Below are 12815 nucleotides of genomic sequence, written 5' to 3' on the forward strand. Positions count from 1 at the left end.
AGAGCTATTCCGTCTCAGGGCGCGGGGCGCGCATTTTCGGCAGGGCGTTGGCCGCCAGGTCGTGAATATCCGAGAACGCGAACTCATGCACCGACCAGTCGTCGAGCCAGAAGCCAATCCGGTTCGGATCGCCATGGCTGTTGCTGGGCGCGGCAAGGTTGGCCAAGCCTTCGGCTATCCAGGACTGCGTCCTCTGCAATTCGACCGCTTCATCAACGATTGACGCAACGCCGTCGAACCATGCATCGTCAGGTGCCGGTGTAGCCCCAATCCCGATGATCGCGAACGGATAGCGGCGTCCCACGCGGTCCTCGCTCATGCGCCATGCGCCGGCACAGGGCCGGTCGCCGAAAATGCCGCTCTTGACGATGAAGCGCCAAACACGCGAATCCAATTCCCCCTCGTCTGGCCTCTCGCGCAACTCCATCGACATCCAGCGGTCCCAGCGGTCGATGAAGGTCCGCGGCAGGTTTACGGCAACGAAATCTCCGGTCGCCGGAATCTTGCCGAAGAAGCCGATGTTCAGATCTGCGGCGGACATGAGAATTTCTTGAACATCTGGAGGTTGTAGGGGTTCTCGACACTGGCCGCCTTCAGCTTGAAGTCGGCGTACATGCCTTTCGTCCCCAGCCGCAGGCTGTAGACGTCGGACAGCGAGGTGCCGGTAAAGCGGCCGCCGCGCAGCATCCTCAGCCACGCCCAGCTACCCGTCTCGTTGAGCATGATTTCGGGCGAGCCGTCGATCGGCTGGAAGGCGAGCGAGATGACGCCGGTGCCGTCCTTGCCGGGCCAGGTCATCGGTTGCGGCCGCGTCGCATTGTTGAAATAGACCAGGTTCTGGCCGTCGAGATTGAGCGTGACACGGGTGACGTTGGGCGACAGGTCTGTCGGCTCCAGCGTAAAGGCCATCACCGGGCCCTGGCCGCCAGGGAAGAGATCGTCGCGAATGCGCCGCGCCTGCTCGAAGGCGGCAAGCGCCGACGGATCGAGTCCGAAATCGGCGCGCCATTTCCATGGCTGCGCCGATGTGTCGACATAGCCGAGCAGATGGTCGTTGATGAAGCCGTCGATCATGCCCGCCGGTCCGAACAGGCGGGCGAAGTCGCGCACATTGACGTCGACGGCGCTGTCTGGGCTGAACGGATAGCGGTCGTTGAGCGCGGCCTGGCAGAAGGGCAGGATATCGGCGCGCCAGATGGCGTTGAGCTCGGAGGCCACGGCCTTCTGCGTCAACCCGCTGGTGTCGCCGGCAATGCCGCTCAGCCAGGTGTTGACCGGGTCGGGCAGGATCTGTGCCTGGCGGGCGACGGCGCCGGTCAGTTCGGCCAGCCCGCCCTGTTTCTTGATCGCGTCCTGCGGGTCGGGATTGGCGGTCACCGTTTGCAGCACATTGGACAGCGCCGTCAGCGCAACGACCGCGGCATCGAGCGCCGGCGGCTGGCCGTCGACCTCGGCAATCGTGCTCTTGAGCGGCTTGAAGTGTTCGGCCACCAGCGTGCCGGTCAGGTCGACTTCGCTGGCCGATCCTGCGCGCGGCAGCAGCTTGGCGCCAGTCTTGACGATCTTGCCCAGTTTGCCGAGTTTGCCCAGCAGTTTCGAGCCGCCCTTCGCCGCCGCCTTGTCGTCGGTCGGCGCCTCGTCCGAGCGGGTGAGGTCGACCTCCTGGACCACCGCCGTCAGCAGCCGCTTCAGCGCGGAATCGGCGCTGGAAAGGTCTTTCAGATTCTCGCTGGCAATGTTGAGCTCGCTGAGCGGCGCCAGCCGCATGTCGCGCAAAAAACTGTCCCACTGCGCGATATAGTCGTCATAGTAAAGCTTCAGGATGTCTTCCGACAGCGCCGACACCGAGGTCTCGGAGTTTTCAGAACAGCCGCCGGCAAACACGGCGCGGTCGAGTGCCGCCTGGGCGGCGACATCCTCGACCCGGTCGAGGATCGCATCGTGGAAGCCGTCATAGGTGAAGGCGCCTGATATGCCGACGCGCAGCGTCTTGTCGGAGCGTCGCGAAAACACCTTGGCGCCGTTCGGCCCGGCGAAATTGGCGGGGATCCATTCCTTCAATCCGGCCACCGCCGGATCGGCCAGCAATTGCTTGTAGGCCCGCGCCGGCAGCGAGATCGTGCAGACCGTTTTCAGCGCTTCGGCGACCAGCGCCTGGTCGGGTGTGATGTAGCTATCATCGACCGCCATGCGCCGGATCGCGGCCAACTGGTGTTCTTCGGCATCGGCGGTCGGGAAGGGCGCGGCCGGCGCGAATTCGGGCAGGTCGTTCACCCACCAATTCTCGACGAAGTCGGAGTCCATCTGAGACAGGCCGGTCATCATGCGGTAGGTCTTGAGTGCGCCCAGCATGAAGTCCGGATCGCGGATCTGCCGCCACATGGTCGCTTCCAGCAACGCCACCATGCGCGGCTCCAACACGTTGCGCAGAGCGTGATCATAGGTGTCGGTCTGCGCCCGCATCATCTCGGCCGAAGCCGATGGCCCGAGCAGGTCCTGCGCCTTGTTCGGAGGCGCAGTCCTGGCATTGACGACTTCGTCCATGGCGGTCAGCGCAACGTCCATAGCCGGCTGCAGCACCGAGGCGGGCGTCGCGGCGGTCGACGTCAGCGGCGCCTGCAGTGCTTCGAACTGGCCGGCTTGCGCGGCGATGGCGTTGCGGTTGTCGTAGTAGGACCAGGTGAACAGGCCGCCGGCGAGTATGGCCGCAGCCGCGCAGGCAGCGGCGGCACCGCGCCAGATCCAGCTGCGGCGGCGCTGCGCCAGCGGATCGAAGGTGCCAAGCCCGGCCTCCTTGAAGATCACCTCGGTCAGAAGGTTCTTGAGGAAGAAGCTGCGCTTCTCGAAGCGCTGCGCCGGCATCGTGCGTCGTGCCGGCAGGCCGAAGGAGGAGGCCAGCGCCGCGGTCAGCCGGTCGATCGGCGCGCCTTCCTGGGTCGCCGAGGTCAGATAGAGGCCGCGCAGCCAGGCTGCCTCCTCGTAGCGGCTCTCGCCGAACATCGCCTCGACCAGCACCTGGATCGGCTCGGACAGGCTTTGCAGCTGTGCGGGAAAGCGGAAGATCTCGGCCCGTTCGGCCAGCTTGTCCTCATCCTCCAGCCGCGGCACCAGCCGCTTTTCCAGCTCCCTCGACAGCGTCGTGATTTCGCCCGCGATCGTCTTGGCGTCGACGCGTGCATCGAGCGGGAAGGTCGTCCCCCATACCTGTTCGCGCGCCGCCGTCGACAGGCCGCCGAAGAAGGCCTCGAAGCCTCTGATCAGGTCGGCCTTGGTCAGCATCAGATAGACCGGCAGGCGGATCTCCAGCCGCTCCTCGAGTTCGGCCAGGCGCCTGCGGATCTTGCGGCCATGCGCCTTGACGGCTTCGTCGCCCTCGGACAGCGCGTCGATCCCAAGCGCAACGATGACGCCGTTCAGCGCACGGCGGCCACGGTGCTTCTTCAACAGGTCGAGGAAGCCCAGCCATTCCACGGCGTCGACATCGGGCTGGCTTTCCTGCTGGACATAGCGCCCGGCGGTGTCGATCATCACTGCGTTTTCGGAGAAGAACCAGTCGCAGTTGCGGGTACCGCCGATGCCCTGCAGATCGTCGGTGAGGTCGATCGGAAAGTTGAGGCCGGATTGGCGCAAGGCCGTCGTCTTGCCGGTCGCCGGGGGGCCGACGATCACATACCACGGCATCTCGCGCAGGAACTTGCGGCCGCCGAGCTTGCGGCGCTTCAACTCGACCATGACGTCCTGGAACTTGGCGCCGACCGCGGCGACGTTTTCCTCGCCCGGGCTGAGCCGCTTTTCCTCGACCGGGGCGGAAATCTCGGCGACGAACATGCGGTTGGCGCGGATCGCGCGGCGCTGCGCGACGATCAGCCAGATCAGCCAGAAGATCACCAGAAGAGCGATGATGACGATGCGCACCGTCTCCGACGCCATCGGCACATAGTCGCCGACCCGTACGATCGGGCCGAATACCCAGATGATCAGCGACAGCAGCGCCAGGCCGATCAGCGTCCACAGGAAACGCGAAGTCAGGACCGCCCAGAGGAAGCGCAGGATGAACATGTCACAGCCTCTTTTCGACCAGCACTTCGACGCGGCGGTTCAAGGCCCGCCCTTCGCGTGTGCCGTCGTCGGCCACCGGATCGGTGGCGGCCCGGCCTTCGGAGCGCACGCGCTCCTTCGGCACGCCGTTCTGAATCAGGATATCGGCAATTTCCGCGGCGCGGGCTTCCGACAGCCGCTGGTTGGTGGACAGTGGGTTGGTCTTTTGCAAGGGAACGCCGTCGGTGTGGCCGACCACGGTGATATCGCCGATCAGCTCCTGGTTTTCTAGGATCACCTTGGCGACCGAGGCGATAAGCGGATCGAAGCCGTCGGACAGCTGCGCCCGCGACGACTGGAAGAGTTCGGGGTTGGAGGCCTGAATGACCAGCCGGGCCAGCGACACGCTCTCCGTGCCGCTCAGCGCTCTCTTGAGCTCGTCCGGTGCTGCCGCCTGGAACTCCGGCAGCAGCGCGAAATCCACCGCCACCGGCGGCGGCGCGTCGACCTTCGGCGAAGTGCGGGTGACATCCGTACGCGTCGGCGGCGGCAAGGCGCGAACCAGCGCCGAAAGCTCGACCGCCTGGCTGCTCAGGCCCATCGACAGGCCGATGTGGATTGCCGTGGCGATCACCGCCGCCGCCGCAACCATCACCCAGATCGGCACGATGAAGCGCTGCGGTTCGTCGGAGGCAATCACGCCTCTCCAGTTGGGCGACAGCGGTGCGCCTTCGGCGTCGCTGTCGCGCAGAAAGCGCGCAGCCGCGACGCGCACGGCATTGAGCGAGCGGTCGCCGGAGCGGCCCGGCACGCGATATTTGCCGCGGAAGCCGAGTGCCATGCAGTGATATTGCAACTCCAGCATTTCGCGGTCGCGATTGGGATGGCGTTCAAGCTCTTCGAGCCGGGCGAAGAACTGCGCGCCGGCATCGACGTCGCCGCGCAGCATCACCACCAGCGGCTGGCGTGGCCACGCGCTGGCTCCGCCCCACGGCGTATTCAGCGCCAGATCATCGAGCAACGCAGCCACCAGCCACGCGGCCTGGTCGGCGCGCTCGAGCGAGGAGCCCTGCGCCATGGTGGTGTCGCGGCAGCGCACAAGTTCGTCGAGCAGCCTGGTGCGCAGGGCTTCCGGGTTCTCCGACGGCTGCGCGTTTTCGAGTTCGGGTGCAAATTCCAGCAGCGGCGAGAACGCGTTGACGAGCACGTTCGGATGCGCGCGCGCGGAGCGTTTCGCGGTCACCCCTGACGCCGGCAGCGGCATGGCGCGCGGCGTTGGCGCTCCGCTCAGCCGAATGCGCGTCCGCTCCCGATCCTCGGACAGTCCGAATGGATCGTCCCTGCTCATCATCTCACCTGTTGACCGAGTAGCAGTCGACCTGCGGTTCGCTGGGCAGCACGCCCGAAACGCCGATCACGAAACCGGGCGCTTCGAGAAGCGAAGCCCAGTGCTCGCTTTTCTGGTCGAGTTCGAGGCACAGCCGGTCGCCGTCATAGGGAATTTCGCGCGGTTGCGAATGCAGGGGCTTCAGCGGAATGCCGGGCAGGCGTGATTTCCACAGCCCTTCGAATTCGCTGGCCGAGCCGACGGTCGCCTGGTTGACGAAAATCTTGCGCAAGGCATCCTCCGACAGTTCGGAGCCGATCCGCACCACGATGCGGCTCGCCAGCAGAAGTTTCGGGTTGTCGATGCGGATCTTCCACACATTGGTGGCATGGCGCATGACCGGCAGGGCGCGCGATTTCGGCTCGATGTAGCGCAGGCTGAGGATCAGCGAACGCAGCGCATCGGCCAGCGCCGAATAGGCGGGGCCGGGCGCCATATGGTCGTAAACAGGCAGTTCGCCGAGCCGCCTTGCGCTCGAGCCATAGGTCGCCATCGAGCCGGCAAGGCCGGCCAGCTCCATATAGACCTCGGCCGGATGGAACACGTCCTGCGCCAGCATGTGCGCCAGCCGCGGCCGCGCGGCGTTGACCAAATTGAGGATCAGAAGATCCTCGACGCTGCGCCCGGGGCCGCCCAGCACCATCTTGCCATGCGCCTCGGCGATCTGGTCGAGGCCGGTGACCACTTCCTGCAGCAGCCGGCTGTACCAGGACGCCGCGCCGATGACCAAGGTCGGCGGCAGGAAGGTGTCGTCCAAGGCCACGCCGCCATCGGCGCGCACGCCCTTGAGTTCGGCCACCGGCAGCGCGGTGTAGCCGCCGACGGCCGTGCCCGGCGTCAGCAACAGCGCCTGCGGCCGTGCGATCTCGATTTCCTCGGGATCGGAGCCGCCATGCACGGCGTCGCGCACCGACACGATCCGGCCGCGATAGCGCGCGCCGGACGGCTCGGCGTGAGCGGGGTCGAAGCCGACGCCGCCGGGCGGCTCGAGCGGCAGCGCTATCAGCACCGGTCCAGCGCCCATCTCCGGCGTCACCGCCAGCGGCCGCGGCGCATCCATCGTCTCGGGGATCGCGAACGGCGTCCCGTCGGGAAAGATGCCGCGCGCCGAAAGCACCGAGATCTGGCCGGCATCGAGCTGTGCCTGATCGAGCGTCAACGTTCGAAAGCCGAACGTATGCAGATGCCCGGCCTGCAAGGCGCCGCGCACCGTCGCTTCGAAGAAGCGGTCCTGTTGCTGGAAATGCTGGGTGCGAAGGAAAAGCCCCTCCGACCACAGCACCCTGTTTGCATCGCTCATGCCGGCACTCTCTGCTTCCTGCTCATCACCTTGGCGCGGCTTTGCGGACCCGCCGCCGCTAGGCGGAAATGCCGCCGCTGCCGAGCTTCACATTGACGGTGAACTTCGATCCCGGCGACACCGACTTGGTCGTGCGCCAGTTCCGTCCGGTGGGTTCCCTGATCAGCGCGACGAAGCCGAGTGCGGCCACTTCCGGTTCGACCGTGATGGTCTTCGATGCGGTCTTGCCGGGTCCGACCGATATCGTATCGGAGCCGATGAGATCGCCGCCAAGTGCCGCGCCGGCGCCGCCCTGCAGGGCGAAGTAATCGGCCGAATTGAAGGCGCCGGTGCTCTTCAGCCGTAAGACCATTACCGTTACCGGCCTGTCGCCGCCGCCCGGTCCCGGGTTCATGCCGGCCCCACCGGCCAAATTGACCGTTATGACGGACGGTTTAGGCGGGCCGCTCTGGCAAGCCGTCAGCAGTCCCGTAGCCCCGATGGCCAGAATGAATTCGCGTCTGTCGATCATGTCTCAGTCCTCCTCATATGCGTCCCTAAAATCAGCGCCGATTTCGCCCAGAAAGCGCGTCTCGGCGCTGTGAGCGATTTCACGGTGGCGTTTCTGGTACAGTTCCCAGAGTTTTGCGCCGCGCCCGCCGGTCAGCAGATTGCCGATCGCCGAACTCGACTTCAGTTCCTGCTCGATCGCCGCCGGATCGAAGCGGTCGATCATGCGCTTGAGCGCGCCCTGCACGCCGCGCCAGGCGCGAACGTGATGCTGCGCCAGATCGCGCACCGCATCCTGGATCGCCGCGTCGGCACCGAGGAAACCGGGGCTGCGCTCGGCCAGGATGGTCACCAGCGCATCGTCGACCGAGGGCAGGAATTTGAGCGGGTTGACCTCGGATGCGCCAACCACGGTTTGAGCGACGCGGGCATTGCCCTTCTCTTCGGCGCGCTTGCGCAAAAGCTGCATCAGGCCTTCCATCATCAGCCGGTATTCGCGGCCGAATTTTTCCATGTCGGCCACCGGATCGCCGCCGGGAAAATCGGCCTCGTCCATGCCCATGCCGCGCAGGAAAGCGGCGCGCAATTCCGCGTCCGACGGTCCGGCTGACGGCCGCGCCGCGGATTGGCGGACAGGAGCGCGTGGTGGCGGTGGAGACGGGGGAGGCGGTGGCTGCGGTGGCGATGGCTCGACCGCGCGGACTGGCAGATCCCAGGGCGCTGCAGAGGGGGCAGGCGAGGGCGCATCGGTTGCACCGCCATCCGTCACGCCGGCGTCGAGGCTGGTGGACCCGGCAGGGCCGAAACCAAACCCGTCATCGTAGGCCGGCAGCTTCTCAGGATTGGATCTGCTCGGCTCTCTCGACCGCGGCGCGGAGTCGAGGCCGAAGGGATCGTCGAACGATGGCTTGGCGCCGTTTCTGTCAGTGGGCTCGGCCACCGGCGTTGCCACAGGGTCGAGGCTGAACGGATCGTCGAACGCCTGCGAGCTGCGTTCATCGGACCGCGCACGCGCGAATGCGCCGGGCACCGGCTTTTCGAATGGATCGGGCAGGTTGGCAGGGCGTGGCCGTCCCGGCTCTTCTTCCGTGGTGGACGAAAAGAAATCGTCGCCGCCGAGGCTGACCGGCGCCCGCGACGCCGCCGGCTTACTGGCAGGCGCTGAAGGCCTGGAGGCCGGCGCCTCGGTCTTCGCCGTCTGCAAATCGACCCACACCACATAGTCGCCCAGTCGCAGTCGCATGCCGCTTTGCAGGCGCGCGGTATTTCCCGCGCCGAGCGGGCTGGCGGCATCGTCGATGAACAACCCGCTGCTGGAGGTATCGGTGACGAAATAGCCGCCCTGCTTGCTGGTGATCTTGCAGTGGGCGCGCGAGACGAACATGTCGGGATCGTTGATCTGCCAGTCGGCGTCGGCGCTGCGGCCGATTACCAGCTCGCCCTCGTCCAGCCGCGCCTGCCGCGTGACTTGCGCGCGTGGTCCCTGTTCGAGAATCAGAAGCAGGCTCATGCCGCCACCTCTTCCCGCCAGCCGACGATGGTCCGCAACCGCATGTCGTCGGCGTCCCCCTTTTCGACCGGTCGCGCCAGCCAGGTGGTGCGGGCAAGCTGGACGGTGCCGAGCTTCGCCGGCGGCACTGCCTTTGCCGCAAGCACGATCCTGAGATCGACATCGATGGTCTCGCCGATCAGGTCGCGCGCCGCCTGCTTCAACAGCTTCAGCCGCTCACCGCCCGGCAGGAAGGCCTTGTAATCGATATAGCTGAGCGCGCCGATGCGCAGCTCGATGCGGCTCTGCCGGCTGAAGCTGCGCGGGCCGATGGTGGCGCTGCGGCCGAGCGTGGCATAGCTGCCGGCAAGCCGCGTCTGCAGCGCCTTGGGGATGGTCATCCAGGCCGCGACGAACTCCTTCAGCACCACCGGCACTTTGAAGGCTTCGGCCAGGAACAGCGTCAGTCGCTCGGGGCCGTCGACTTGGGCAGCGAGCGAGGCGGCCTGGCGAAGTTTTACTGTATCGAGTTCGGCATCCTGCGTGCCCGGCAGCCCGATGCCGGCCATCGCTTCCAGCATGGAACGGACGCGGCCGCCGACACCGCGTTCGACCTGCACAGCCGGATGCGCATCCGCCCAGGCCCGATAGTAGAGCGCGATCATCCTGTGCTGCAGGATATTGACAAAATCGACGAAGGTCGTGTCGCTCGTCTGCCGCGCCTCGGCGCCGGCATACCAGCGTTGCGACAGGCGATCGAGCACCCAGCGCGTCAGATGCAGCGGCATCGGCCCTTCGGGTCCGAGCAGGCCGAGATTGTTGACCGTGACGCGTGCCGGCGACTTGTCCGTCGGCTCGCGGAAATCCACCACGTCCTGCACTGCGAAGGACAGCCGCACATTCTGGCCGAGCCTTGCCGGCTCGCGGTCCGGCCGGCCGGAATGGCCGAACAGGCCGCCTTGCCGTTCGAGCCGGCGCAGCAGTTCGAAAAAGTCGAAACTCTCGGACAGGGTTGCGGCTCGCTCTAGATCAGGTAGCGATTGCCGGGCGTCATCGGCCATGGCACATCCTCCTGTTTCTGGAGCAACCGCGTGCGCGTGCGCACGAACCCGTTAATGCCGGCATGGCGGGCAAACAGCCGCGACAGCAGGCCCGACAGCAGCAGAGTGCTCTGTCCCGCCAGCACCGACTGGTCGACATGCAGCGTCACTTCCGTGCCGCGGCCGAAGCACATCGGCCCTTCGATCGCCAGCCTTTCGATCACCGCGCGCGAGTCGATGCGCACGATCGAGCGCACATTGCGGGCGAGCCCGGGGTCGCCGCGCTCGGCATAGAGATCGAGCAGCGCGTGCAGCGGATCGACGCCGCGGCCTTCCTTGGCCAGGCTGAGGAAGTTGAGCGCCAGCTGTGACACCAGCCGCCAGGCCAGGTCGTCGGCGCGCGACTCGCCGTCGGCGCCGGTCGGCAGCGCTGCCGGGATCGCCGGCTGCGGCGAACGCAATGCGCCGAGCAGCCGGACCGTCTCCACAGGGTCGCCGGCTTCCAGCGTCAGTGTCGGCGTGTCGTCGAGGATGGCCAGGTCGCGATTGGTGCAAAGCGCCATGATATCGACGCGCTTGAGCGGCCTGTTGGCCTGGCTGTGGACCGGGCGCGAGATCGCCAGGAAGACGTCGTCGCCGGCATAGGAGGTGCGGGTCACCCCCTGGCGCCGCTCGTCCTCGGTCGGCCGGCGCGGCCGCCGCTCGGTCGAATAGACCCAGCCGCTGCCGCGGTTTTGCCCGAGGCTGAACAGCTCCGGTATCTCGGCATCGGGCCCCTCGGCATCGGCGTCCTCGACGCGGATGACCCGGTAGATTTCAAAGTCGCGCGCCCGCGTACGGTCGGCATGCAACACCTGCCGCGTCTTGCGCTGGTCGAGCTCGATGACGTTGCACTCGCGCTCGAAGAGATTGATGATCGGCGTCGCGAACAGATCAAAATCCGCCGGCGTCAGGTCGGCGAGCTCGGGCACGGGACGCCGGAACAGGAAGATGATTTCGAGCCCGGCCTGGCATTTGCGCACCGTAGGCTGCAAGCCGGTGACGCGCGCATAATGGAAGCGCTCGGGCATCATGAAATATTCGCGCAGCAGGCGGTAGCCTTCGAAGGTCGGCCGCGTGCGCGGCATCAGCGCCTCGGCATCGGCAATCCCGACCATCTCCGGCGGTAGCGGCGACAATGGATTGGTCTTGCCTTCCGGTCGAGTGCCGACACCAGAGCAGACTCCGAAGATGGCGTCGAAGATCAGCGGCGCCTTGGTGCGGTTGGCGAAATAGAAGTCGAGCCGGTCGAGCGCCAGTTCGTCGAGCTTGCCTTTGCCGGTCCGCGCCAGCGTGATGCGAAGTGCCGCTTCGCCGGCCTTGCCGGCGATCGGGCCGATACCGGCGGCGGCAAGCGCGCTGCGATCCTGGAAATAGCCGACCGAACTGATCGCGATCGGAAACAGCGTCATGTCCTGCGCGGTGGTGAAGGTGCAGCGTGTCGACAGGCCTGCCTGCAGGCTGGAGACCAGCCGGGTGCCGCGCTTGACGACGTGGCCGGCAAGCATCGTCTGCACCTGCTGGCCGGGCTTCAGCACAACCATCGCCGTTGCGGGCGCCGGCGTGACGAGATCGGGATAGAGCACGTCGAGGATGCTGCGCGAAAACCGCGAGCGCTCGGCATCCACCTTCAGGCGCGTGCGCGCGGCGAGGAAGGCGACACCGTCGAGCAGCCGCTCGACATAAGGGTCGGGACACGGCACCGTATCCAGCGACAAATTGCGGGCGACCGCCGGATGCATGTCGGCGAACTCCGCCGCCAGCCCGCGTATGTGGGACAGTTCCTCCTCGTAATATTCTACGAAGACCCGGTCCATCTCTCAGGCTTCCCTGAACTCGGTGCGCGCCAGTCCGTTGTCGAGATTGATCGTCGTGCGCAGGCGCATGCGCTCGGGCGTCGGCGTCATGATCAGCACGGCGTCGATCTCGATCTTCAGGCCGGTCTTGTCGCCGAGGTTGACCGTGACTTTCGTCGCGCTCTCCTTCAGCCGCGGCTCGAAGGTGGCAAGCACGGCGCGGATCTCGCGTGCCAGAACATCGCGGTCGAAGTCGCGCGACGACCGGCCCGAGAAGGACGGCACGCCATAATTGACCACGCTGCGGCGCACCTCCGGAAAATCGGCCAGCGATGTCGGACTGTCGGTCATCTGCTCGGCCTCATGATCGGAAAGCAGCGGCGCGGACTCGTAACGCTCGGTGTTGAACAACGCCTCGATGTCGCGCCGCACGGCCTCGCGCAGCACATCGGGCGACACCACGATGCCCCGGCTTTCAAGCTCGCCGCGATGCCGGTTCTGAAACGCCAGCCGATGCAGCCGGCGTTTCTGATCGGGGTTCAGCGCGTCGTCGGCGTCGATGCGCCGCGGCCCGTCCGCCAGCAGCTCGTCCAGATGCTCTGCGCCAAGCTCCTCCTGCAGAGCCTGCCTGAGCCCGTCTATCTCCGAGCTCAGGCCCGGCAGGTCGTTGACGAGGCGGTCCCACAGCGAAGGCTGTACCGCCTCGCGCTTGGCCCGTGAACCGCCCGCCTGTACCTTGTCGGCGGCAGGGCGCTTTGCTCGCCCCTCACTTGCCGACATAGACATCCATTTCGGCTTCGTCATTGTCGTCATAGACGAACTTGATCTTCTTGTAGGCGAAGGAGACTTCCTCCTGGATCAGGTCGGCTTCATCATCGGCCTGCGACATGTCGTATTCCATGATCGAGGCGTCGGTCAGGGTAACGACCAGATAGTCCTTGCTCTCGCCGTCGATGGTCCGCCGCGCGGAGAATTTTACCTCGTCCAGCGCCTTGTTTTCGAACAGGGCCTTGGCCAGATAGGGTGAGGCCTTGTCATAGTGCTTGGTGAACTTGATCATGCCCATCGACACGCGGCCTCGGCGCGAGAGGGAATTGGGGTCGTAGGGCGCGACCATCTTGTAATCGACGCCATGGATTTCGATCTCGTCGTCATGGCCGTCGCGCGTGCTGGGCCCCTTGATATCCGGAACTTTCAGAAAACCGTCGATCTTCATTGTGGGCATTTTCGTTCTCCA

General features: G+C 66.0%; 10 protein-coding genes. All 10 read right to left on the bottom strand.

What is annotated here, in order from left to right:
- Positions 1 to 4: 4 nt before the first annotated feature.
- From tagF to AC3CCE_RS26440, 10 genes are read right to left on the bottom strand one after another with little or no spacing between them, the layout of a single operon-like run.
- Positions 5 to 541, bottom strand: a complete 537-nt coding sequence (tagF, locus tag AC3CCE_RS26395; protein WP_023682618.1) for a type VI secretion system-associated protein TagF — start codon at positions 539 to 541, stop codon at positions 5 to 7.
- Positions 523 to 4059 carry a type VI secretion system membrane subunit TssM gene (gene tssM, locus AC3CCE_RS26400; RefSeq protein WP_352625552.1) on the bottom strand — a complete coding sequence of 1179 codons (3537 nt, stop codon included), beginning with the start codon at positions 4057 to 4059 and terminating at the stop codon, positions 523 to 525. Before tssM ends, tagF begins: the two co-directional genes overlap by 19 nt.
- Before the next feature lies 1 nt (position 4060).
- On the bottom strand, positions 4061 to 5386 hold the full coding sequence (gene icmH / locus AC3CCE_RS26405; protein ID WP_352625554.1) for a type IVB secretion system protein IcmH/DotU: 1326 nt from the start codon (positions 5384 to 5386) through the stop codon (positions 4061 to 4063).
- Positions 5387 to 5390: 4 nt separating this feature from the next.
- Entirely contained in the window at positions 5391 to 6725 is a 1335-nt protein-coding gene (tssK, locus tag AC3CCE_RS26410) for a type VI secretion system baseplate subunit TssK (RefSeq protein ID WP_352625556.1), read from the bottom strand.
- 58 nt (positions 6726 to 6783) lie between these two features.
- Positions 6784 to 7236 carry a type VI secretion system lipoprotein TssJ gene (gene tssJ, locus AC3CCE_RS26415; protein WP_352519182.1) on the bottom strand — a complete coding sequence of 151 codons (453 nt, stop codon included), beginning with the start codon at positions 7234 to 7236 and terminating at the stop codon, positions 6784 to 6786.
- 3 nt (positions 7237 to 7239) lie between these two features.
- Positions 7240 to 8724: a type VI secretion system-associated FHA domain protein TagH gene (tagH, locus tag AC3CCE_RS26420; RefSeq protein ID WP_352625558.1), complete on the bottom strand. Its 1485-nt coding sequence runs from the start codon at positions 8722 to 8724 to the stop codon at positions 7240 to 7242.
- Positions 8721 to 9764 carry a type VI secretion system baseplate subunit TssG gene (tssG, locus tag AC3CCE_RS26425; protein WP_352625560.1) on the bottom strand — a complete coding sequence of 348 codons (1044 nt, stop codon included), beginning with the start codon at positions 9762 to 9764 and terminating at the stop codon, positions 8721 to 8723. Before tssG ends, tagH begins: the two co-directional genes overlap by 4 nt.
- Complete coding sequence (tssF, locus tag AC3CCE_RS26430; RefSeq protein WP_352625562.1) at positions 9728 to 11599, bottom strand: type VI secretion system baseplate subunit TssF; 1872 nt, start codon at positions 11597 to 11599, stop codon at positions 9728 to 9730. Before tssF ends, tssG begins: the two co-directional genes overlap by 37 nt.
- 3 nt (positions 11600 to 11602) lie before the next feature.
- A complete protein-coding gene (tssE, locus tag AC3CCE_RS26435; protein WP_352625641.1) occupies positions 11603 to 12358 on the bottom strand; it encodes a type VI secretion system baseplate subunit TssE in 756 nt (251 codons plus the stop codon).
- Positions 12345 to 12794 (bottom strand): Hcp family type VI secretion system effector, encoded by a 450-nt coding sequence (locus tag AC3CCE_RS26440; protein WP_023673716.1) that lies wholly within the window; start codon positions 12792 to 12794, stop codon positions 12345 to 12347. The genes tssE and AC3CCE_RS26440 overlap by 14 nt, the downstream gene beginning before the upstream one ends.
- Positions 12795 to 12815 lie beyond the last annotated feature (21 nt).

Source organism: Mesorhizobium sp. P160187 (assembly GCF_057766425.1).

Bases quoted from the DNA above. Each gene is read 5' to 3' on its own strand.
- AC3CCE_RS26440 (WP_023673716.1), bottom strand. From the start codon at position 12,794: ATGAAGATCGACGGTTTTCTGAAAGTTCCGGATATCAAGGGGCCCAGC.
- tagF (WP_023682618.1), bottom strand. From the start codon at position 541: ATGTCCGCCGCAGATCTGAACATCGGCTTCTTCGGCAAGATTCCGGCG.
- tssE (WP_352625641.1), bottom strand. From the start codon at position 12,358: ATGTCGGCAAGTGAGGGGCGAGCAAAGCGCCCTGCCGCCGACAAGGTA.
- tssF (WP_352625562.1), bottom strand. From the start codon at position 11,599: ATGGACCGGGTCTTCGTAGAATATTACGAGGAGGAACTGTCCCACATA.
- tssG (WP_352625560.1), bottom strand. From the start codon at position 9,764: ATGGCCGATGACGCCCGGCAATCGCTACCTGATCTAGAGCGAGCCGCA.
- tagH (WP_352625558.1), bottom strand. From the start codon at position 8,724: ATGAGCCTGCTTCTGATTCTCGAACAGGGACCACGCGCGCAAGTCACG.
- tssM (WP_352625552.1), bottom strand. From the start codon at position 4,059: ATGTTCATCCTGCGCTTCCTCTGGGCGGTCCTGACTTCGCGTTTCCTG.
- icmH (WP_352625554.1), bottom strand. From the start codon at position 5,386: ATGAGCAGGGACGATCCATTCGGACTGTCCGAGGATCGGGAGCGGACG.
- tssJ (WP_352519182.1), bottom strand. From the start codon at position 7,236: ATGATCGACAGACGCGAATTCATTCTGGCCATCGGGGCTACGGGACTG.
- tssK (WP_352625556.1), bottom strand. From the start codon at position 6,725: ATGAGCGATGCAAACAGGGTGCTGTGGTCGGAGGGGCTTTTCCTTCGC.